Here is a 22,442-nt window from a genome sequence, read left to right as displayed (position 1 = left end):
ACATCACCGAACCCGCGGCGGTCTACCGTTCCCCGTCGGCGGTCGGCTCGAGCCCGATCCGATACTCGGTCAGGTTCTCGTAGCCGTCTTCGGTGACGACGATCAGGTCCTCGATGCGGACGCCGCCGACCGCGGGATCGTAGATGCCGGGTTCGATCGAGATGACGTGACCCGGCTCGAGGTCGCCACCGGCGGGCGAGACGCTCGGCTCCTCGTGGATGTCGAGGCCGACGCCGTGGCCCGTGCTGTGGATGAAGCCGGTCTCGGCGTTCGGATCGCTCCGCAGGGTCTCGTAGCCCGCGTCCTCGATCACGTCACAGGCTGTGCCGTGCACGTCGGCTCCCGTCACGCCGGCTTCGACGGTCTCGAGGGCGGCCTCGTACGCGTCGCGAGTGACCTCGTAGCGCCGGCGGGCTTCCTCGCCGGGGTCGCCGCGGGCGAACGTTCGGGTCATGTCCGCGAAGTAGCCCGTCTCCTTGTCCCGCGGGAAAATGTCGATCACGATCAACTCGTCGGGCTCGAGCGGGCCGCTGCCGCGGTCGTGGGGATCCGCGCCGTCGGCTCCGCAGGCGACGATAGTCTCGTCTAACCCACAGCCGTGGCGGAGCAGGGTGACCTCGATCTCCTCCGTGACTCGCTCGCTGGTGAGCGGGTCGCCGTCGCGGACGAGAATCCCGTCCTCGATATCGGCGGTCGCGATCAGCTCCTCGGCTCTCGCCATCGCGGCCTCGTTGGCTCGCTGGCTCGCCCGGATCTGGTCGACCTCCCAATCGGTTTTCGTCGCGCGGATAGTCGCGATGATCCCCTCGCGTTCGACCGTCACGCCGAGGCCGAACTCCCGCAGACCGTCCGCGGTCCCCGTCGGAAAGTTCCGCGGGACCGCGATCGATTCGACGTCGTGGGCCTCGAGAAAGGCGGCGAGCGTGCGGATTTTGCCCTCGTACTGGCCGTGTTCGGCGACCAGCCGCTGGTAGTCGTACGCCGCCCGCCGGGTGACCGAATCGGCGTTCGCGTCCGCGCTCGCCCGCCCGTACTCGAGTCCCGAGACGAGCAGGTGGACGCCGTCTCGGGTCACCAGCGTCTGGTAGGGGTCCGGGGCGGTAAAGCCGGAGACGTACCGCTGGTCGGAGTCCGAGGCGTCGTCATCGATGAGATAGCCGTCTACGCCTTCGGCCTCGAAATACTCGCGAAGCGCGGAGAGGTCGACATCGACGTTCATGTGCGAATCTGTAACGTCGGCGTACATAATCCCGTGGATCTCAGCCGTTCGGATCGATTCGAATCCACAAACTTATCAATAAAGGAGGTAATCACCGCGTATGAACCGTCGCCGGATTCTGGCAGCGGGGGCCGCGATCGCACTCGCCGGCTGTGTCAGTTCGCCGGCCGACGACTCCCCCTCGAGTGCTGATTTCGTCCGGGACGCGATCGAGACGCGCCGTCACATGACCGACCTCGAGGCCCGACGAACCGTGACGGTCGAAACCCCGGACGAGACCGTCGAGCGCACGGAGCGGGTCGCCCGGAAGCCGCCGGCCAATCAGCGGATCGAGGTCATCGAGTCGACCGATCCGGACGTACCGGCCGACTCGGTCATCGTGACCAACCGGGAGGTCACGTGGGAGTACAACCCGGAGACGGACATGGTGGACGTCCAGTTTCACGGGACCAAGGTCGACGCCGACCGCACGCTGCAGGTACTCGAGACCCTCCTCGCGGACTATCGGCTCGGCTACGGCGGGACGGCGACCGTCGACGGACGCGACGCCCACATCATCGAAACGCGGCCGCCGCTCGACGAGACGGGGCGGCGGATCGATCTCGTCGTCGGGGACACGACGTACGCCGTTCCGCTGTCGCCGGGCGATCTCGAGGAGCTAGACGTCTCGCGGACGGTCTGGATCGACGACGAGTACCGGTATCCGGTCAAGGAGCGAAACGAGGTCAGCGACGGCGAGGAGACGCGCTACAGTCTGACCGTCACGTACGAGGACCTCGCGATCGACGAGGGGCTGAAGCCGAAAACGTTCACCTACCAGCCGCCGGCCGACGCCGATGTCGTCACCGACGGGTCGAAGCCGGCGGGGATCTTCCGCTCGGTCGAGGTCGCCGAGGATGCAGTCCCGTACGACCTGCCGGACTCGGACGTTCCCGACGCGTATCTCTCCGATCGAATCACCGTCGTCGAGCGGGCCGACGAGTACGGCGGCACGACGACGACGCTGTGGTACGACGATCCGAACGTCGTCGCCCGCGAACTCTTCGTCGTCGTCCGCGAGGAACCGCGATTCAAACCGACCCTCCTCGAGGAGATTGAGATCGACGGCCGGACGGCCTACTACCGGGACGGCCGGATTCAGAGCATCTTCTGGGACTGTGGCGACGTGAGCTACGAAGTCTCGAGTCTGGTCGCGGACGACCCGCTGCGGGAGATCGCGGCCTCGATCGGCTGTCCGTAATTCGGCGTCGTTTTCGCCTAAATCGGATTCTTCCATTTGCCCTCCGATCGACGGACACAGACGCGCTCTGACCGAATTCGGACCCGAACCGCTCGCCTCGAGTCGATACTGCTGGGATCGGTATCGGTAAGGCGCGGCCACTCCACAGAGCGAGCATGAACGTCACGATCACGCCCTCGAGCGTCGCCGGCACGGCGCGGGCACCGCCCTCGAAGAGCTACACCCACCGGGCGATCCTCGCCGCGGGCTACGCCGACGGCGCGACCGTCCGCGACGCCCTCTGGAGCGCGGACACGCAGGCGACCGCTCGCGCGGTCGAACTGTTCGGCGGCGACGTCGACCGGGCTGCGGACGGCACGCTCGCGGTCGACGGCTTCGGCGGCCGTCCCGACGTGCCGGCGGACGTCATCGACTGTGCGAACAGCGGGACGACCATGCGACTCGTCACCGCCGCGGCGGCGCTGGCCGACGGGATCACGGTCCTGACCGGCGACGAGTCCCTGCGCTCGCGGCCGCAGGGCCCGCTGCTCGAGGCGCTTTCCGCCCTCGACGCCGAGGCCGAGAGCACCCGCGGGAACGGGCAGGCCCCGCTGGTCGTCACCGGCCCCCTCGCGGGCGGCGAGGTGTCGATCCCCGGCGACGTGTCCTCGCAGTACATCACGGCTCTGCTCATGGCCGGCGCGGTCACCGACGAGGGGATCGAAATCGACCTCGAGACGGAACTCAAGTCCGCGCCCTACGTCGATATCACGCTCGAGGTGCTCGCAGACTTCGGCGTCGAGGCCCGACAGACGGAGACCGGGTTCGCCGTCGACGGCGGGCAATCGTACGCGCCCGCCGACGGCGAGTACGCGGTCCCCGGCGACTTCTCGTCGATCTCGTATCCGCTCGCGGCGGGTGCGATCGCCGGCCGCGACGGCGACGGCGTCCGCATCGAGGGCGCACACCCCAGCGCGCAGGGCGACAGCGCCATCGTCGACATCGTCGAGCGGATGGGTGCCGACGTGGACTGGAACCGCGACGAGGGGACGATCGATGTCTCGACGGCCCCGCTCTCTGGGATCGAGGTCGACGTCGAAGACACGCCCGACCTGCTCCCGACGATCGCAACGCTGGGCGCGGTCGCGGACGGTGAGACGAAGATTACGAACGCCGAGCACGTCCGCTACAAGGAGACCGACCGCGTGAGCGCGATGGCCGAGGAGTTAGGAAAGCTGGGCGTCGAGACGACCGAAGAGCAGGATTCGCTGACGGTTCACGGCGGCGACTCGGTCCTCGAGGGGGCGACCGTCTCCGGGTGCGACGATCACCGGATCATCATGGCGCTCGCACTCGCCGGCCTCGCGGCCGACGGCGAGACCACCATCGAGGGTGCCGACCACGTCGACGTCTCGTTCCCCGGCTTCTTCGGCGTGCTCGAGAAGTTAGGCGTGGCCCTCGAGCGCGACGACGGACGGTAGCTCACTCCGGAATCTCGACGCTACCGAGCGGAATTCCGTCGTCCGTTTCGGGACCGGTCCAGGCGATCATGAGTACGTCACCCGGGCTCGCGTCCGTCACCGCGACGGTGAGCTGATCGCCGGGTGCGATTTCGCCGGAGAACTGCTTGTCGGTGGGATCGCCGCCGAGGACGGTCCACGTCGACTCACCGTCGAGCGTCTCACCGCTCTCGTGAGTAATCGTGACTCGCTGGGCCGCGTCGTCGTACTCGAACGAGAACTCGACGGACGGAACCTCGGGCGGATCGCGGTCGATGACGTTCGGATTCAGGAAACCGCCAACTTCGGGACCCGTTTCGTCGCTATCGGCCTCCTCGATGGTCATGTTCGAGACGTGAACCATGCGGGGGTCCTCGGAATCGCCCGGCGTCGGGCCGAACTCGACGGTCGCTCGGTAGATGCCGTCGTGGTGTTCAGTGAACCCCGCGTCGTGTTCCTCGATCTCCCGGTCGTCGACGGCCCCCATGAACTTCCCGAGGTGGATCTGGTGGTTCTCCCGTGTCTCGTAGTAGATCTCGTCGGCGTAGGCGTTGATCGTCCAGTTCCCGGCGTCGGCGTCGTAGACCGGTGCCACAAAGAGGTTCTCCGCGTCGTCGGTCGTGTTGAGGACCGGGTCGATCTCGAACGACTCTGGGACATCGGCGTCCCGGAGGTGACCGTACATCCACTCGATCCTGATCGGGGAAACGTACGACACTGTCCCCTCTGTGACCCCTCCCTCGTGGAGCTGTACCTGCCCGTCGCTGATCGCGCCGATATCGACCTCGTAGATACCGTCACCTCGACGTTCGAGATCCGCCGGAGTTCCGTCGTCGTCCGGTTCATCGTCCTGTTCGTCGGTGGGTTCGGTACTGTCGTCGGAGGTATCGTCGTTCGTACAGCCCGCGATACCGGTCGCTCCGGCGGCGAGTGTCGTGAGCAGAATCTGGCGGCGGCGAACCATAGTACTAGACTGGTAATCTATGCAATAAGTTTTGTGATACAATATATTCAAAGCGGAAAGTAGTGGCGACGTTCACCACTGACAGCTCGGCATCTCGCCCTCGCGCTCGCGCTCCGTCGCCAATGGAAGACCCGATCATGGGCGTCGACACAGTTGGTCTCCGGACATCGCCGTCTTCGGACTGCTCGAGGAACTGGCTGTTTCGCTCGAGCGGCACGACTGGTGTTTCTCGAGGTCTCCATTCTTCGCTGCTTGCACCGATCGCTTTCCGGCAGAGATAGCTATTTACGACACGAACAATGATGTCATACAATGGCAGATAATACACCAGTAATCGTTAGCGCTGTTAGAACGGCACAGGGGAGAGAAGACGGTGCGCTCGCGGATATTCGCAGCGAAGACCTCTCGATCCCGCTGGTCGACGAGATGCTCGCCGAGACGGGCGTCGAGGGCGAGGGCGTCGACGACCTGATGTGGGGCTGTGCCCAGCAGCGCTCGGAGCAGCGGACGAACATCGCACGACAGATCGCGCTCTTCTCTTCCCTCGGCGAGTCGGTTCCGGCGACGACCATCGACCGCCAGTGTGCCTCCTCCGCGCAGGCGATCATCAGCGCCGCGGACTCGATCGCCGCTGGCCGCCACGACGCGGTCATCGCCGGCGGCGTCGAGAGCATGAGCCGCGTCAAGATGGGTGCGGCCGACAGCGGCGAGATGTATCCGAAACTCGACGAGAAGTACGGGATGCAGAACCTCCAGATGGGGATGACCGCCGAGAAGGTCGCCGAGGAGTACGATATCAGCCGCGAGGAACAGGACGAGTACGGCGCTCGCAGCCAGCAGCGCGCGGTCGAGGCCACCGAGGAAGGCAAGTTCGACGACGAGATCGTCCCGATCGAAACCGACGACGGCGTCCACGACGAGGACGAAGGTCTCCGCCCCGGCACGACCCCCGAGAAACTCGCCGAACTGCCGACGGTGTTCAAGGAGGACGGCACCGTCACGCCCGGCAACGCCTCCCAGATCGCCGACGGCGCGGCCGGCGTCATGCTCACTAGCCGCGACTTCGCTGACGACAACGACCTCGAGGTCCTCGCCGAAGTCGGGACCAGCTACGTCGCCGGCGTCGACCCGACGATCATGGGTGTCGGCCCGGTGCCGGCGACCGAGGGGCTGCTCGAGCGCGCCGGCCGCGAGATCGACGACTACGGGCTCGTGGAGATCAACGAGGCGTTCGCCAGCCAGACGCTGTATTCCCAGCGCGAACTCGGGATTCCGGACGACAAACTCAACGTCAACGGCGGTGCGATCGCTATCGGCCACCCGCTGGGGTGTTCGGGCGCGCGACTGCCGGTGACGCTGGTTCACGAAATGAATCGGCAGGGCGTCGACCGCGGCATCGCGACCGAGTGCGTCGGCTTCGGACAGGGTGCGGCGATCGAGTTCGAACTGCCCTGACGTAACGGAGTCAGTTCGGTCGAGAGAGACTAATTCCGTCGGCTGAATCCCTGGCCTGACCGACGGATCGGACTCGAGTTTCAGTATCTGAATTTGATCCCACAGCCCGGGCAATACTCCGCGCTATCGAACCGTTCGCCGCAGTTCCGACATTGATACTCTCCGCCCCGATTCCTGTTCGACCAGGCTTCGATCAGTGCAACGAGTACGATACAAGCGAAAAACATCGCCATAATGATCACGATCACATTCATCGTTTTCTGTCACCTCTCCGGAAACGCGCCCGTCTCATATCGGTTCGACAGAAATACTCGTTCGACTTAATGATTCCTGCAGCGGAGCGACATCTCGAGGGGACTGATAGCGGTTTCCGCGCCAAAAGCGATTCGAGTACCGAAGTGGGCGATAGTGAGAGAAAGAGTAAGACCGCTTATCCGAGCACGTACTCGAGGCGCGGGTAGCGCTCGAGGAGCGTTTCGCCGCCGAGGTCGTAGGTCTCGAGTCGGGCGTCGAGGCCCAGAATCCGGCCGGCACCGAAGGCGGCGACGGCGAAGAAGACGAGCATGTACGCGAAGTCCCCGTTGATGAACCCGTGGGCCATGTCCCAGTTCCCGAAGTAGAACATGAGCATCATGAACGCGCCGAACAAGGCCGCGAGGCGGACGAACGCGCCGACGAGGAGCCCGAGTCCGATGAGGAGTTCCTCCCACGGGACGGCGACGTTCGCGAACTCGGCGACCCACGGGGTCGACCCCATCCACGCGAAGACGCTCGCGAGGGGGTTGCCGTTGGTCGCCACGACGTTCGCTACATAGCCGCCGGCGCTGAACGGTTCGGCCGCGACGAGTTTCGTGAACCCGGAGTACGCGAACGCGTAGCCCATCATGAGCCGGAGCGAGAGGACGAACCACGCCGAGAGGCTGTGGGCGCGACCGCCGACCGTGTAGCCGCGAACGGTGCTTTCGAACGTGTTGTGCGTGTCTGGGGAGATAGCGGGTGCAGTCATGGTAACGGAAGGGAATTTCCTACTTCCTAGAAGGACTGCAGTGCATATATAATTATATTCATACGTGTTAGCATAGTTTTCTGTAAGTTATACCGATCACACGCAGTCGCGAGACGAACGGTGGGGCGGTCGCTCCGAGACGAATCGCGTGGCCTCCCCGCGACGACGTGCGGTCAGTAGCCGAGACCGAACGCCCGGTTTACGGCGAGCGAGCAGACGGTAATCGCGAACAGTCCGCCGAGGACGAGAAACGACGGTCCCCAGCCGAACAGGTCGGCCAGCAGCCCGACGCCGACGGAGCCGGCGGAGCCGACGACGGTGTAACACGTCCGGACGAGCCCGAAGCCGGCACCGCGTTCGGCGTCGCCGAACTGGTCGAGGAATCGCGGATCGAGCGCCGCGAAGAAACTCGAGCCGAGGCCGGCCAGCAGGACGGCGACGCCGACGACGACCCGCGATTGCGCGGCGACCAGTCCGAAGAGGCCGATCGTCCCGGCGAACATCGAGCCGCCGATCGCGAGGTCGCGCCCGTATCGGTCGGAGAGGTCGCCCAGCAGGAACTGGCCGACGGTACGCACGACGAAAAACGCGGAGAAGGCCGTCCCGGCAACCGTCGCCGAGTAGCCGCGGTGCTGGACGAAGAAGGTCGGGAGGAACGTAAGCAGTCCCTGGACGATGAACGTCCCGAGCATGGCGATCGCGAGCGTGAACGCGACCGCGGGCCGCGAGACGAGGTCGAACAGCGTCGCGACCTCGAACCGGTCGCGCATCGGTTGGTCCGGCCGCCGTGGCTCGGTCGGTCGGATCCGCCACGCGAACAGCGCGAAGACCGGAACGCCGACCGCGACGGTGAGCGCGAGCGCCGGCCGCCAGCCGAACCGGGTCCCAACCCACGCCGCCGCGACGGGGGCAACAAGTCCGGCCAGCGGGCCGCCCATCGAGTGAATTCCGACCGCGCGGCCGAGTTCGTCGTACGTCCGCGAGAGCAGCGTCGTCGCGACGGCGTAGTGCAGCCCCGCGACCAAGCCGAGGACGACTGCGAGCACGACGAACGCGGCGAAGATCGGCGAGAACGCCAGCAGGACGCTCGCGATCACGGTGCCGCCGACGGCGACGAGAATGACCGGTTTCTCCCCGTACCGGTCGCTGAGGACGCCGCTCGGGAACTGCGAGAGACCGTAGGCGAGCCACATCCCTGTCAGCGCGAGCCCGATTTCCGCGTTCGAGACATCGAAATCCGCGACGATGAACGGGATGACCGGACTGATCGCCATCCGCGCGAAGTAGGTGACGAAGAAGGCGAGCAGACAGAGCACGAGCACCGTCGTCCGGTACTGCCAGCGCATTGGTTCTACTCGCGGACTTTCGCGGTGAGCCGTATAAGCGTGGTGACACCGGAGTGTCCGGGGGTACCAAAGTGCAGTCCGGTAGTGTATCCGGCATCATTCATTGATATATTCGGTATCTTTCACGCTCGAGGACGGTCGCGAAACCGTTCGGACGCGACGGCGACGGACGAGATGGGCAGCCGGCTCCACCTCGAGTGATCGCTCGAGCGACGACGCGAGATCGGACCGCGTTCGAACCCTGCACCGCTAAGTGGCCCCGCCTCCGACGACGTGGTAATGAACGGCAACCGCTTCGGTCGCCTCTTTCAGGTGACCACGTTCGGCGAGAGCCACGGGGAGGCGATGGGCTGTACCGTCTCGGGCTGTCCCGCCGGCCTCGAACTCTCCGAAGAGGACATTCAGGCGGATCTCGACCGGCGAAAGCCGGGCCAGTCGATGATCACGACCAGCCGCGGCGAACCTGACGACGTCTCGATCAAATCGGGGATCCAGGACGGTTACACGACGGGGACGCCGATCGGGCTGGTCATCCAGAACAAGGACGCCCGCTCGGGCAAGTACGAGCCCTTCATCACCGCGCCGCGGCCGAGCCACGGCGACTTCACCTACTCGGCCAAATTCGGCACGCGCAACTGGGGCGGCGGCGGCCGCTCGTCGGCTCGCGAGACCGTCAACTGGGTCGCCGCGGGCGCGATCGCGAAAAAGATCCTCGCACGGGAGGGAATCGAACTCAAGGCTCACGTCAACCAGATCTGCGATATCGAGGCCCCCGACGTGAGCTTCGAACAGATCACGGAACACTCGGAGGAGAACGACGTCCGCTGTGCCCACCCCGAGACGGCCGAGGCGATGCAAGAGCGGATCGCGGAGTACCAGGAAGAGGGCGACTCCATCGGCGGGAGCATCTACTTCGAAGCGCAGGGTGTCCCCGTCGGCCTCGGCGCGCCCCGCTTCGACTCGCTGTCCGCGCGACTCGGACAGGCCATGATGGCGGTGCCGGCAACGACGGCCTTCGAGTTCGGCCTCGGAACCGAGGCGGCGGAGTGGACCGGCAAGGAGCGCAACGACGACTGGGAGTTCGACGAGGACGGCGATCCGACGCCCGTCGAGAACGACCACGGCGGGATTCAGGGCGGCATCTCGAGCGGCGAGCCGATCTACGGCGAAGTGACGCTGCACGCGCCGACCTCGATTCCCAAGTCCCAGCAGACCGCCGACTGGGAGACGGGGGAGCTCAAGGAGGAGAAGGTCATCGGCCGCCACGATCCCGTCCTCCCGCCCCGCGGCGTCCCCGTCGTCGAGGCGATGCTCGCGCTGACGCTGGTCGACTTCATGCTCCTCAGTGGCCGGATCAACCCCGACCGCGTCGACGACCAGCCCGGGGAATACGACACGGACTACCACCCGAGCAACCCGAACAACGAGTAGCTACGAGTCAGGACGAAGTCTCAAAGGTTCCGTTCTCAGAACGATACGGGATGGGTTACGGAACGATATGGGATAGGATGCTGAGATAATTCAGAAGCGAAACGATCGACTCTGTCTCCCATCCGTTTTTCAGATACTCATCTCGAGAAACGAGGCGCACACTATCCATGTGAACTGAACAATCATCACACATTTGTGGGACCGACTTCTGCTAGATGCCATGGCTGGGTCACCGCCGGATGTAACCTGTGAGGATATATGGGATCTTTTTACGGAAGTCGACCACCCGTGCACGCCAGTTACTGCCACTGAAGTCGCTTCCAAACTGGACTGTCCTCGGCACAGAGCGCGGAATACCTTAACAGAACTCACAGAACGAGGTGATCTGCGGTCGAAACAGATCGACGGCGCGACACGGGTCTGGTGGCGTTCCAGCGGCATTACAGCGATCGATCAGCAGTTCGACCAAGAGGAGTTCACTGCTATTGTCAATGCGGTTGAGGATTACGCCATCTTCATGCTGGATGTCGATGGCACCGTCGTTAGCTGGAACAACGGGGCAGAACGAATCAAGGGGTACGAGGAAGCAGAAATTATCGGCGAACACTTCTCTACGTTCTACACTGACGAGGACATCAATGAGGGGGCGCCCGAACAGAACCTTGAAACCGCAGCGCGAGAGGGAAAAACGGAGGATGAGGGTTGGCGCGTCCGCGAGGACGGCTCCCGGTTCTGGGCGAACGTCACCATCACCGCTATCCGCGATGAGGACGATACGCTTCAGGGGTTCACGAAGGTCACGCGTGATATGACGGAGCGGCGAGAATACGAACAACAATTGCGTCAGGAACGAAATCTCACAGAGCAGATTTTCGAAACCGTGCCAGTGAGTCTCTATACGGTCAATTTTGACGGTAACTTCATTCAAGCGAACCAGCGGGCGCTGGAGCGTATCGATAGCGATGAATCAGAACTTACGGAATACGCTGTCGATTCGTGGGAGATCTATGATAGTGAGGGCGAGCCGATTCCTCTCGACGAATATCCGTGGGCTCGAGTCGTCGAAACTGGTGAGCCCGTTTATGATTACGAGTGTCAAACTGACGTTCCGGACGGCCGTCGTCGATGGCTTTCGATCAATGCGGCTCCGATCCGAGTAGATCACCACGACACTGACCGAATCGTATCTGCTATTGACGATATCACCGAGCAGAAAGAGCGCGAGCAGAAACTTCGCCGCGAGTACAAGCAAACTGAGAAGTTGTTGCGTACGGCACCGATCGCAATCGCCGTTCAAGGTACCGAAGGCGATACTGTGATGGCAAACGAGAGGGCCCAAGAGGCGCTCGGGCTTTCCGAACAAGAAATCATCGAGGAGCCTTCCAATGCCGATAAGTGGGAAATCTATGATACGAACGGGGAGTTGATTTCCCCGTCTGAAACGCCATCAGCGCGCGCTCTGGCGACCGGCGAGTCAGTACTCCATGAAGAAATTATTATCGACCCACCGAACGGCGAACGGATGCAGTTCCGTCTCAATGCCACTCCCCTCTTCGGTTCTGATGGGACAATCGAACGCGTCATTACGACCGGTGAAGATATTACTGAACTCAAAAAGCGCGAACGACAACTCGAACGACAAAAGACGGAACTCGAAACTGAATTGAGTGAAGTTTTCGATCGGGTTTCCGACGCCTTCTATGCGCTTGATAACGAGTGGCGGTTCACTCACCTTAACGAGCAGGCTGCTGAGATCCTGCAACGATCTAGAACGGAGTTGCTTGATCGGGAGATTTGGGAAGTGTTACCTGAGGCACCCGAGGTCTATCGTGAGCAATTCAAGAAAGCACTGGAAACACAAGAGACGGTAACTTTCGAGAGGTATATCGCGGATATCGATAGCTGGTTAGGGTTCAACGTGTATCCGTCCGAAACCGGATTGTCGATATATTTCCGAGATATCACGGAACGAAAGGAGTACCAACAAAAACTCGAAGAGTCCAACGAACGCTTAGAACAGTTCGCCTACGCCGCTTCCCACGACCTGCAAGAGCCGTTACGAATGGTCTCTAGCTATTTGAAACTGCTTGAACAGCGGTACTCTGATGATCTCGATGAAGACGCTCAGGAGTTCATCGAGTTCGCTGTTGATGGTGCCGAACGGATGAGTGAGATGATCGAGGCATTGCTTGAATATTCGCGGATCGAGACACAGGGCGATCCGTTCCACCCGATCGACCTGGATGCAGTCCTATCGGACGTGCGTGCTGATCTCCAATTGCAGATTACGGAAAGCAACGCCGAAATCACGGCCGAATCACTCCCCCGCGTTGAGGGGGATCGCAGTCAATTGAGGCAGGTCTTTCAGAACCTGTTGGACAACGCAATCGAATACAGCGGCGACGAACCGCCTCACGTACAAATCACTGCTGAACGGAACGGTACGATGTGGGAAGTATCCGTTCACGATAACGGAATTGGAATCGATTCCGATGATAGCGATCGTGTTTTCGAGGTATTTCAGCGTCTTCACAGTCATGAGGAACATTCCGGAACGGGAATCGGACTTGCTCTCTGTCGCAGGATCGTCGAACGGCATGGCGGGAAGATCTGGGTCGAGTCGAGTCCGAATGAAGGAGCGACGTTCTCGTTTACAGTGCCGGCTACGAAAGCGGGCAGGGATAATCGGGTGCAGTAAGGGTACCGAACCTTTGGTGCCGAGAAGCGAGAGAGCGTCGCGAGCAAACCCGATGCACAAAAACCGACGCTACAAAGACCCCTCCGCGGGCGTCGCCCGCTTCGGCAGTGAACCGCTCGCTTCGCTCGCGGATGCTCGGCGTGGTACCTGTGTCACCAGTACTGATCAGTGGGGAATTCGATAGAGAGAAAATGCCGTGTTAGGTGGCATCTCTGTACTGCAACACCTTCCCCGAGCGCGACCGGTCGTTAGTACCCCAGCTGCTCGCGGACGAGCACGACGGTCGTGCGCCCCTCCTCGAGTTCCTGCCGGAAGATGAGTTCCTTGGCGATGGCCGAATCGACGCCGTAGGCCTCCTGTGCGCGTTCGTTCTCGAGGGGGTAAGCCACCGACTCGAGGCGCTCGAGCGCGTCGTCGAGCGTCGGGACGATCTTGTTGACGCCGCTGACGATGACGACGTTGCTCGCGGCGAAGGGGTACGCGCCGATCCGACTACCGGAGCGGTCGGCGGCGACGAGTTCGCCGGTCTGGGCAATCGCGTTGATGCCGCCGAGGAAGTAGTCGGCGGTCTGTGACGCTCGCCGCGCGGCTTGGCGCTTCGCGTCGTCGTCGATGCTCCAGATTTCGTCGGCCAGACTCTCCCACTCGTGGTCGCCCTCGGAGAGGTAGTCGGCGAAGCCGATCTCCTCGAGCGTCGTGGAGTGGCCGTTCATCACCGACACGCCGGCGGGGATCTGTGACTGGATCGCTTCGAGGGCTTCCTCGGCCGAGTCGGCGACGACGACATCGAAGCCGTTTTCCTCGAGGTTTTCGACGGCCTCTTCGACGGCCTCGTCGGTCGGGAGTTCGTCGAGCGTCGCGTCGATCTCGGCGTCGTCTACGTAATCGGATTTCTGCTGTGACATTTGAATGTATCCGTATCCTTGAATGGGGACGTATCGGACTTAAGCGCTCGCGGATACCGGTGTTAGGTGATTACCCCGGTGTTACTTCCCTTGAGTAGCGAATATGTATGCTGTCAGACAGGGTAAGGCGGCGGTTCACCGCTCGTTCGAAACGTGTTCCGCGAGCGAAACTACTAACCGACCCTCCGTGGTCGACGGCGTATGCGCGATTTTCACGTCCACTCGAACTACTCGGACGGCGACTTTCTCAGGGGGATGGTGCGCGCCGCCGAGGCGGCCGGGCTCGAGGGCGTCGGCGTCGCCGACCACTGTAACGTGGCCTCGCGCGCGGGACCCGAATCGATGCGTAGCCTCTACGGCTTCAACCTCGATCTCACCTACGAGCGCCGGCGACGGGGGATCGAGCGGCTCCGCGAGGAGTTCGACCTCGAGATCTACGACGCGGTCGAGATGGACTACGATCCGCGCGACGAGGACGCGATCGATGCGTTTCTCGACGAGGCGAACTTCGACTACGCGATCGGGAGCGTCCACGGGATCGGCGGGAACAACGTCCAAGTCGCGTCGAACTTTGCGGCGATGTCCGACGCCGAGCGCGACGCGGTCACGGACGAGTACTTTGAGACGCTGATCGCGCTCGCCGAGTCCGAACTGTTCGATATCGCGGCTCACGCCGACCTGCTCGAGCGGACGCCGCCGTTGCGGGGGCGAGCGACGGAGGCGCAGTACCGGGAGGTGGCGCGGGCGTTCGCCGACTCCCGAACGGTTCCCGAGATCAACGCCGGCCGGGCGCTGACCGACGCCGAGATCGTCCACCCCTCCGAGCGATTTCTCACCGTCCTCCGCGAACACGACGTAGCCGTGACCGTCGGCACCGACTCCCACCACCCGAGCGAGATCCCCGACCGCGCCGACTTCCTCGACGACTTCGTCGCGGAGACCGGACTCGAGCCGGTCGTACCCGACGGCCTCGAGTAGCGATCAGAGAAACGGTCGAGCACGGCGTAGCAGTTCAATAGCGACAAACGCGACTTCCGTTCCCCGAACGAATGTGGACAATTATACGCACAAGGCCCGAATATAGTAATGATCTTTCATACATATTCTTCAATGGCTGTCCATTCTTCACGAAAGTTCCTTGGTAATCTATAGCAAAGGCTTTAGGTACGGTAGGACGAAAATCCGGGTACGGTTGGCCCATCGGCCACTGATCCACCTATGAGCAGCGACGAACTCATCTGGCGAATCGCGGGCGGTTCCGGAGACGGAATCGACTCGACGAGCCAGAACTTTGCCAAGGCGCTGATGCGCTCGGGGCTCGACGTATTTACACACCGCCACTATCCGTCGCGGATTCGGGGTGGCCACACCTACGTCGAGATCCGGGCCGCGGACCGCGAGGTACAGTCACGTGGCGACGGCTACAACTTCCTGCTCGCGCTGGGCGACTCCTTCGCTCGTAACCCACAGGAAGAAGCCTACTACGGAAACGAAGAGATCAAACCCCTCTCGGAGAACCTAGACGACCTCCGCGAGGGCGGGATCATCGTCTACGACGAGGGTCTCGTCAGCGAGGAAGACGTCGAAGCGATCAATCTCGAGGAACGTGCCGAAGCAAACGATTGGCACGTCTTCCCGATGGACCTTCGGTCGCTCGCCCGCGATCACGGCCGCGAGGTCATGCGAAACACCGCCGGTGTGGGTGTCACCGCGGCGCTGCTCGAGATGGATCTCGAGCACATCGAGGACCTGATGTCGGACGCCATGGGCGGGGACATCCTCGAGTCGAACCTCGAGATTCTCCACGAGGCCTACGATATCGTCACAGAGGAGTACGACTTCGAGCACGACCTTCGTGTCCCCGAAGGCTCCCACGAGACCGAGCAGGCGCTTCTGTCGGGCTCGAACGCGATCGCCTACGGCGCGATCGACGCCGGTTGTCGGTTCATCGCCGGCTACCCGATGACGCCGTGGACGGACGTGTTCACCATCCTCAGCCAGAACTTCCCCGACATGGGCGGCGTCTCCGAGCAGGTCGAAGACGAGATCGCCGCAGCCGCGCTCGCAGTGGGCGCGAGTCACGCCGGCGTCAAGGCCATGTCCGGGTCCTCGGGCGGCGGATTCGCCCTGATGAGCGAACCGCTCGGTCTCGCCGAGATGACCGAGACGCCGCTGGTCCTCATCGAGGCCATGCGCGCCGGTCCCTCGACCGGGATGCCGACCAAGCCCGAACAGGCCGACTTAGAGCACGTGCTCTACACGAGTCAGGGTGACTCCCAGCGCGTCGTCTTCGCGCCGGGCAACATCGAGGAGGCCTACGAACAGACCAGACTCGCCTTCGAGATCGCGTGGGACTACCAGATCCCGGCGATCATCATCTACGACCAGAAGCTCTCCGGGGAGAACACCAACGTCGACGTCGAGTTCTTCGACCGCGAGCCCAAGCCGGATCTGGGGTCGACGCTGACCGAGGACGAACTCCGAGAGGCCGCACACGACAACTCCGGGAAATTCAAGCGGTTCAACCACGAGGACGCCGAGAACGGCGTCAGCCCGCGGTCGCTGCCCGGCCAGAAGGGCGGTCGATACCTCGCGACCGGTAACGAGCACTCGCCCGTCGGTCACATCAGCGAGGACCCCGACAACCGCGTCGCCCAGATGGACCGTCGCCTCGATAAACTCGAGTCGATCCGTCGGGAACTCGACGAGGAACGCGAGTCCACGCAGACCTACTTCGGCGACGAGACGGCCGAGTACGGGATCATCACGTGGGGCTCGAGTCAGGGTGCCGTCGAGGAGGCCATCGAGCGACTCAACGAGAACGGCCACTCCGTCAAGGGGCTCAGCGTCTCCGATATGATGCCGTTCCCCGAGCAGGAGGTGACCGAATTCCTCGAGAGTGTCGACGAGGCGATGGTCGTCGAGATGAACGCCACCGCGCAGTTCCGCGGACTGCTCCAGAAGGAACTGGGTCGCTTCGGCGAGAAGCTGACCAGCCTGCTGAAGTACAACGGCAACCCCTTCGAGCCCGCCGAGATCGTCGAGGGCTACGAAGTCAACCTCGCCGACGAGGACCGCGAACCGACCGCACAGGTACGAATCGAACCCGCTGCAGGTGACTGAACCATGAGTGCATTCAACGCTATCGGAGAGGAACGGGAGATCGACCGGGACGAGTTTACCCCCGGCGTCGAACCGCAGCCGACGTGGTGTCCGGGCTGTGGTGACTTCGGCGTTCTGAAGTCACTGAAACAGGCGCTGCCGGAGATCGGCAAGACGCCCGAAGAGGTGCTGACCGTCACCGGGATCGGCTGTTCCGGCAAGCTGAACAGCTACCTCGACACGTACGGCTTCCACACGATCCACGGCCGCTCGCTGCCCGTGGCTCGCGCCGCGAAGCTCGCCAATACCGACCTCGAGGTCATCGCCGCCGGCGGTGACGGCGACGGCTACGGGATCGGCGGCAACCACTTCATCCACTCGGCGCGGGAGAACCACGATATGACCTACATCGTGTTCAACAACGAGATCTTCGGCCTGACGAAGGGCCAGACCTCGCCGACCAGCCCGAAGGGCCACAAGTCCAAGACCCAGCCCTCGGGCAGCGCGAAGACGCCGATTCGGCCGCTGTCGCAGTCGCTGACTGCCGGCGCGAGCTATATCGCTCGCACCGCTGCGGTCAATCCGAATCAGGCAAAGGAGATCATCAAGGAGGCCATCGAACACGACGGCTTCGCTCACATCGACTTCCTGACCCAGTGTCCGACGTGGAACAAGGACGCCCGCCAGTACGTCCCCTACGTCGACGTTCAGGAGTCCGACGACTACGACTTCGACGTCACCAATCGCGAGGAAGCCGCCGAGATGATGCGCGAGACCGAAGACGTGCTCAACGAGGGCACCGTCCTGACCGGCCGCTACTACGTTGACGAGGACCGACCGTCCTACCAAGCGGAGAAGCAGGCCGTCGGCGAGATGCCCGACCAGCCGCTGGCGGAACGGTACTTCGACGACGACGTCGAGTGGGAGCGTAGCTACGACCTGCTCGAGCGCCACACGTAGACTCGATCCGCGCGATCCCTGCGGTTCGGTTTTTCTAGTTCGTCTCGCCCCGACTCGAGAGTGTCACAACCGCACGAGTGCGACGAGCAGGGATAGAGATAGAAGTGGGCCCCGACTCCGTTAGCAGCCAGTCGGGAGCGACTCGCCGACCATCACGGCCGTGCCGTCGTCGAACGCGTCGTCGGCGAAGACCGAATAGGTCCGCTCGCCGCACGACCACTGTAGCTCCGTTCCCGCGTCGGTTTCGGCGATCGTTCCCGTCGCGGCCCCCACCGCGACCGCGTCGCCGCCGACCGCGAACTGGCGCGGGCCGTCGCTCGTCGTGACCGACACCGTCTCGTCGTCCGGCGTTCGGTACTGGAGCGAGACCTGCGTCCGGTTCTCGTCGGGGAACTCGTAGCTCGTGATCGAGTCGAGTTCGACCGCGTCGGGCAGCGTATCTGCCGGCGGCTCGGCGACCGCGAACGGGACGGCCGCGTCGGCCGCCTCGAGGGTATCGTAGGTGTCGATCGACGGGAATTCGACCGTCTCGACGTGTGTGCCGTTCGCGCCCGCCGCCTGTGGGTCGAACGCGAAGCGCTCGTCGTCGATCCCGCCGTCGATCGAGAGGTTTCGATAGGTTCGCTCGAGGGCGATCCCGTCGCCCTCGATCGCGTGTTTGACCGGGAACAGCGTCTCCTGATCGTACCAGACCTTGACGCGGTCGACGCTGCGGTCGGCGGGCTCGCCCTCGCTGGTCGCCAGCGGAATGACGTACTCGGTGTCCTCGATTAGGATATTGATCGATCGCTCGATCGTCTCGTTGTCCGGCGGATCGAACGTCACGCGGTAGGTGTCGCGGCCGTCGACCGTCGTCGCTTCGGCCGTCGTGATCTCGTAGGACTCGAGGTAGCGCTCTTGCTGTGCGTACAGCCCCTCGAGGTACGACATCGCGTTCGGGTCGGTCTCGAGACCGGTCGCCCAGTCGTGGCCCGCGTCGTAGTGCCAGCGTTCGTCGCCGTCGTCCACGATGACGGTGTCCGTGCCGCCGGCGCTGGTTTCGATTCGGCTCTTCCCGTCACTTCGGAGCCAGACGGCTTCCGTATACTGAGTCGTCTCGCCGTCCACGGTCCGGGTAACCTCGACGGTCGCGGCGACATCGTCCGGCGGCTCGGCGTCGCTGATTTCTCGCTCGAGGTCGTCCGGGGTCGGGCCGCTACTCGGCAGCGTGGCACAGCCCGCGGTCAGGAGGACGAGCGCCAGCGCGACGGTGAGAAGGGTGGATCGGGGGTCGCGATCGCTGGCCAACATGTTATCTACATCACTTTTCAGCAATCATTAACTCGTCGGTCCGGGTTCCGTCGTCATCGGATCGGTCGCCGGTCTACTCGCGAGCACCGAACCCGCCGGCGAACAGGTTCGAGAGGAACCGCAGGACGAGCAGAGTGACGATCAGCCCGGCGAGGAAGCGGGGGTCGAAGCCGGACCGCATCTCGCGGACGCCGTACGCCACCACGAGTACACCCATGAGCAGGGCCGTCCCGCCCGCCCATCGGGCGACGTGTGCCGGGTCGACCGACTCGTCGTAGTTCGCGTGAAGGTCGACGCGCCCGCGGAACGCGATGAGGGAGCCAAGACCCAGAATCGCGAGTCCACAGAGGATCCAGACGAAGCCGCTGACGAGGTTCGGATCGACCATTTCGGTGCCGGATCTGTGCCCAGCGGGCGAATAAGTCCGACGGTTATCTGTTCGAACTGCGGCCCGCATACCCGCCGTTTCGCCTGCTTCCGTTCGGATATCCGTCGTTTTCGTATACAAAAGATATTTTTCCGCCCGAGCAAAACATACTCTCATGAGTACGCAGGCGACGGAAGACCGAATTCTCGACGTTCTCGAGGAGGACGCACAGGCGTCCTACGCCGAGATCGCCGAGCGGGCGAACGTCTCGAAACCCACAGTTCGCAAGTACATCAATCAGCTCGAGGACGAGGGCGTCATCGTCGGCTATTCGGCCGACGTAGACCCGAAGAAGCTCTCGAGCCAGACGATTGCGCTGGTCGGGATCGACGTGGCCAGCGAGCGCTACGTCGAGGCGACGCAAGCGCTCAAGTCCCTCGACGAGGTCGAGGCGCTGTACAGTTCCAGCGGCGACCACATGCTAATGGCCGAAGTACGCGCCGAGGACGGCGACGCCCTCGGCGAGACCATCTCCGAAGAACTCCTCGAGATCGACGGGGTCACCGCGGCCCATCCCTCGTTCCTGCAGGAGCGACTGAAGTAAGCCCCTCGGCGCTCTCCGTCGTCGCCGTCGGGATTCACGTTTTCACGCTCGCCGTCGTAGACCCAGTCAGTTCATGCAGACGTACGAACGCGAAACGACCGTCGACTCGCCGTTCGAATCGGTCTGGGCATTCAATTCGCGGATTTCCGGGCTCGAGGCGGTCACGCCCGACTGGCTGCACTTACGCGTCGAGCGCGTGATCGGTCCCGACGGCGAGCCGGAGCCGGACGTGCTCGAGCCCGGATCGGAGATCGCGCTATCGATGCGCCCGTTCGGCGTGGGGCCGCGCCAGCACTGGACGTCGGTGATCACGGACCGCGAGCGCGGCGAGGGGTCGGCGTACTTTCGCGACGAGATGGTTCACGGCCCGTTCGACCACTGGGAGCACACCCACACCTTCTACGCCGACCGCGATCGGACGATCGTTCGGGATCGCGTCGAGTACGAACTCCCGTTCGGCGGGCTCGGCGACGCGGTCGAACCCGTTTCGACGCTCGGCTTCGAGGCCATGTTCCGGGCGCGCCACCGGCTGGCGAAAGCCCAACTCGAGTGATTGGCGAGATCGATCGCGACGAACGCCGTTCCGTTCGGGTTCGAGAGGTGTACCACGCTCGTTTTGGCGGTCGCGGCGCTAGAGCGGCGCATGACTGAACGCGACGGACTCGAGCGACGGGGGCTGTTGGGTGCGCTCGGAGGAGGCGTAATCGCCGGCATCGCGGGGTGTCTCGGCGGCGACGACGAGGACAACGACTCGCAGGCGCAGGTGTACGAACCGACGATGGAGGGCGTCGAGGAGGGACCGGTCGAGTTCGCGGACGACGACTCCTGTGCGGTCTGTAGCATGTCGGTCCAGAACTATTTCGGCGGTCGGGGGCAACTCGTTCACGAAAACGGGTTGGGAGCGACCGTCGAGTCGCCGGGCTGTCTGTTCGCCTACATCGCCTCGTCGACGCCGGACTCGCCGATCTCCGGGGCGTGGACGGTCGACCGCCGGACCGGCGACCTCATCGACGCGACCGAGGCCCACTTCGTCCTCATCACCGACAAAGAGGCGGCCGACGATCCGATGGGGATCGACCCGCGTCCTTACGCCAACCGCGAGGACGCCGTCGCCTTCCTCGAGGAGTGGGACGCCGAATACCTGAATCCCGAGGAGGACATCATCGTCGGACTGGACGAGGTCGACCTCGAGATCGCATCGATCTATCGCGGCACGTGGCTCCCGGACGAGTAACGACCCGACGATTCGTTCCGGAACCCGTTTGGCCCTTCGAGCGAGTGCGATCACGTGTGAAAACCGACCTCGAGGTCACGCCGGCGGTCGCGCTCGCCGTCGCGGTGTTCGCGACGAGTACCAGCGCGATTCTGGTCCGCTGGAGCGCGGCCCCGAGTTCGGTCGCGGCCTTCTATCGGGTCCTCTTTACGACGATACTCGTCGCGCCGCTCGCCGTCACCCGACACCGCGCGGCCTTCGCGCGACTCTCGCGGCGCGACCTCGCGGGCGCCGCCGTCGCCGGCCTCGCGCTCGCGGTCCACTTCGCGGCGTGGTTCGAGAGCCTCGAGCACACCACGGTCGCCGCGAGCGTCACGCTCGTCCAGAGCCAGCCCATCTTCGTGGCCCTCGGTGCGAGCCTCGTCCTCGGCGAGCGGATCGGCCGCGAGACGGCGGCGGGAATCGCCGTCGCGATCGTCGGGGCCGCCGCGATGTCGCTGGGCGACGCCGAGGGCGCGGCCCTCTCCGGTGCGACGCCGTACGGCAACGCCCTCGCCGTGCTGGGCGCGGTGACCGTCGCCGGCTACGTGCTCGCCGGTCGCTCGATCCGCCAGCGCGTGCCGCTGTTTCCCTACGTGACCGTCGTCTACGGGGCCTGCGTACTCGCGCTGTTCTGTCTCGTCGGCGTGCAGGGCCACAGCTACGTCGGCTACCCGCCCCGCGAGTGGTTGCTCTTTCTCGGGCTGGCCGTCGGCCCCGGCGTCTTCGGCCACACGGTGAGCAACTGGGTCCTCGAGCACCTCGAGTCGGTCGTCGTCAGCGTCGCGTGGCTCGGCGAGCCGGTGGGCGCGACCCTGCTCGCGCTCGTCTTGCTCGCGGAGGTCCCCGACGCGGTCACGATCGCCGGCGGCCTCGTCGTGATCGCGGGGGTCTTCGTGACGACCCTCGAGCGCGAGCGAGGGCACGGAACGGCGGACTGACGGACTCGGCCGCGAAGCGTCGCCTCGTGAATCGTCTCCGATCGACTTCGGTAGCGAATTCGGACGGAAGGCGATTCCGGAATCGACAGCGCCTCGAGAGTGAGTCTCGGTCGGTAATAAACAGTCTCGCATCCGAGACTATCGGCGAGAACTGCCCGGTCACTTAGTAGCGCTCCGCTCGTGG

19 protein-coding genes are annotated in these 22,442 nt (G+C 63.8%); 12 read left to right on the top strand and 7 right to left on the bottom strand.

Going from position 1 to position 22,442, the window contains the following annotated elements; all coding sequences use genetic code 11:
• Positions 1 to 22: 22 nt before the first annotated feature.
• Entirely contained in the window at positions 23 to 1,219 is a 1,197-nt protein-coding gene (locus FEJ81_RS13705; RefSeq protein WP_138245817.1) for a M24 family metallopeptidase, read from the bottom strand.
• A 100-nt stretch (positions 1,220 to 1,319) separates the two neighbouring features.
• On the opposite strand from FEJ81_RS13705, the gene FEJ81_RS13700 reads away from it, so the two are divergent.
• Complete coding sequence (locus FEJ81_RS13700) at positions 1,320 to 2,459, top strand: LolA family protein (protein ID WP_138245816.1); 1,140 nt, start codon at positions 1,320 to 1,322, stop codon at positions 2,457 to 2,459.
• A gap of 155 nt (positions 2,460 to 2,614) precedes the next feature.
• Positions 2,615 to 3,919, top strand: coding sequence for a 3-phosphoshikimate 1-carboxyvinyltransferase (gene aroA / locus FEJ81_RS13695; RefSeq protein WP_138245815.1), 1,305 nt, complete (start codon positions 2,615 to 2,617; stop codon positions 3,917 to 3,919).
• Position 3,920: 1 nt separating this feature from the next.
• On the opposite strand, the gene FEJ81_RS13690 is transcribed toward aroA, so the two are convergent.
• Positions 3,921 to 4,901, bottom strand: coding sequence for a hypothetical protein (locus FEJ81_RS13690; RefSeq protein ID WP_138245814.1), 981 nt, complete (start codon positions 4,899 to 4,901; stop codon positions 3,921 to 3,923).
• 312 nt (positions 4,902 to 5,213) lie between these two features.
• Here FEJ81_RS13690 and FEJ81_RS13685 point away from each other — a divergent pair, with 312 nt between their 5' ends.
• Entirely contained in the window at positions 5,214 to 6,356 is a 1,143-nt protein-coding gene (locus FEJ81_RS13685) for a thiolase family protein (RefSeq protein ID WP_138245813.1), read from the top strand.
• Positions 6,357 to 6,786: 430 nt separating this feature from the next.
• On the opposite strand, the gene FEJ81_RS13680 is transcribed toward FEJ81_RS13685, so the two are convergent.
• Complete coding sequence (locus FEJ81_RS13680; protein ID WP_138245812.1) at positions 6,787 to 7,362, bottom strand: DoxX family protein; 576 nt, start codon at positions 7,360 to 7,362, stop codon at positions 6,787 to 6,789.
• A gap of 173 nt (positions 7,363 to 7,535) precedes the next feature.
• Entirely contained in the window at positions 7,536 to 8,708 is a 1,173-nt protein-coding gene (locus FEJ81_RS13675) for an MFS transporter (protein WP_138245811.1), read from the bottom strand.
• A 279-nt stretch (positions 8,709 to 8,987) separates the two neighbouring features.
• Between FEJ81_RS13675 and aroC the strand changes: the two genes are divergently transcribed.
• Together aroC and FEJ81_RS13665 are read left to right on the top strand one after the other, a co-directional pair.
• The gene (gene aroC, locus FEJ81_RS13670; RefSeq protein WP_138245810.1) at positions 8,988 to 10,139 is read left to right on the top strand and encodes a chorismate synthase; all 1,152 of its coding nucleotides are present in this window, start codon (positions 8,988 to 8,990) and stop codon (positions 10,137 to 10,139) included.
• 220 nt (positions 10,140 to 10,359) lie between these two features.
• Positions 10,360 to 12,837: a PAS domain-containing sensor histidine kinase gene (locus FEJ81_RS13665; protein WP_138245809.1), complete on the top strand. Its 2,478-nt coding sequence runs from the start codon at positions 10,360 to 10,362 to the stop codon at positions 12,835 to 12,837.
• 248 nt (positions 12,838 to 13,085) lie between these two features.
• Here the strand turns inward: FEJ81_RS13665 and FEJ81_RS13660 are convergent, their stop codons facing one another.
• A complete protein-coding gene (locus FEJ81_RS13660; protein ID WP_138245808.1) occupies positions 13,086 to 13,742 on the bottom strand; it encodes a lactate utilization protein in 657 nt (218 codons plus the stop codon).
• A gap of 201 nt (positions 13,743 to 13,943) precedes the next feature.
• Between FEJ81_RS13660 and FEJ81_RS13655 the strand changes: the two genes are divergently transcribed.
• From FEJ81_RS13655 to FEJ81_RS13645, 3 genes are all read left to right on the top strand, one after another.
• Entirely contained in the window at positions 13,944 to 14,720 is a 777-nt protein-coding gene (locus FEJ81_RS13655; RefSeq protein ID WP_138245807.1) for a PHP domain-containing protein, read from the top strand.
• Between the two features lie 240 nt (positions 14,721 to 14,960).
• Positions 14,961 to 16,865, top strand: coding sequence for a 2-oxoacid:acceptor oxidoreductase subunit alpha (locus FEJ81_RS13650; RefSeq protein WP_138245806.1), 1,905 nt, complete (start codon positions 14,961 to 14,963; stop codon positions 16,863 to 16,865).
• A 3-nt stretch (positions 16,866 to 16,868) separates the two neighbouring features.
• Positions 16,869 to 17,804, top strand: coding sequence for a thiamine pyrophosphate-dependent enzyme (locus tag FEJ81_RS13645; RefSeq protein WP_138245805.1), 936 nt, complete (start codon positions 16,869 to 16,871; stop codon positions 17,802 to 17,804).
• 120 nt (positions 17,805 to 17,924) lie between these two features.
• Here the strand turns inward: FEJ81_RS13645 and FEJ81_RS13640 are convergent, their stop codons facing one another.
• Together FEJ81_RS13640 and FEJ81_RS13635 are read right to left on the bottom strand one after the other, a co-directional pair.
• On the bottom strand, positions 17,925 to 19,094 hold the full coding sequence (locus FEJ81_RS13640) for a LolA family protein (protein WP_138245804.1): 1,170 nt from the start codon (positions 19,092 to 19,094) through the stop codon (positions 17,925 to 17,927).
• A 73-nt stretch (positions 19,095 to 19,167) separates the two neighbouring features.
• Positions 19,168 to 19,482 (bottom strand): hypothetical protein, encoded by a 315-nt coding sequence (locus tag FEJ81_RS13635; RefSeq protein WP_138245803.1) that lies wholly within the window; start codon positions 19,480 to 19,482, stop codon positions 19,168 to 19,170.
• Positions 19,483 to 19,636: 154 nt separating this feature from the next.
• Between FEJ81_RS13635 and lrpA1 the strand changes: the two genes are divergently transcribed.
• The 4 genes from lrpA1 to FEJ81_RS13615 all read left to right on the top strand — a co-directional run bounded on the left by lrpA1 (position 19,637) and on the right by FEJ81_RS13615 (position 22,258).
• Positions 19,637 to 20,065, top strand: coding sequence for an HTH-type transcriptional regulator LrpA1 (gene lrpA1 / locus FEJ81_RS13630; RefSeq protein WP_138245802.1), 429 nt, complete (start codon positions 19,637 to 19,639; stop codon positions 20,063 to 20,065).
• A 73-nt stretch (positions 20,066 to 20,138) separates the two neighbouring features.
• Positions 20,139 to 20,618 carry an SRPBCC family protein gene (locus tag FEJ81_RS13625; RefSeq protein WP_138245801.1) on the top strand — a complete coding sequence of 160 codons (480 nt, stop codon included), beginning with the start codon at positions 20,139 to 20,141 and terminating at the stop codon, positions 20,616 to 20,618.
• A 90-nt stretch (positions 20,619 to 20,708) separates the two neighbouring features.
• Positions 20,709 to 21,299 (top strand): nitrous oxide reductase accessory protein NosL, encoded by a 591-nt coding sequence (locus FEJ81_RS13620; RefSeq protein ID WP_138245800.1) that lies wholly within the window; start codon positions 20,709 to 20,711, stop codon positions 21,297 to 21,299.
• Positions 21,300 to 21,355: 56 nt separating this feature from the next.
• The gene (locus tag FEJ81_RS13615) at positions 21,356 to 22,258 is read left to right on the top strand and encodes a DMT family transporter (protein WP_175416424.1); all 903 of its coding nucleotides are present in this window, start codon (positions 21,356 to 21,358) and stop codon (positions 22,256 to 22,258) included.
• Positions 22,259 to 22,442: the final 184 nt, after the last annotated feature.

It is taken from the genome of Natrinema versiforme (assembly GCF_005576615.1).
Lineage (GTDB): Archaea > Halobacteriota > Halobacteria > Halobacteriales > Natrialbaceae > Natrinema > Natrinema versiforme_A.
The sequence above is the reverse complement of the archived record's forward strand: the minus strand, read 5'-3'. Positions and strand labels throughout refer to the sequence as shown.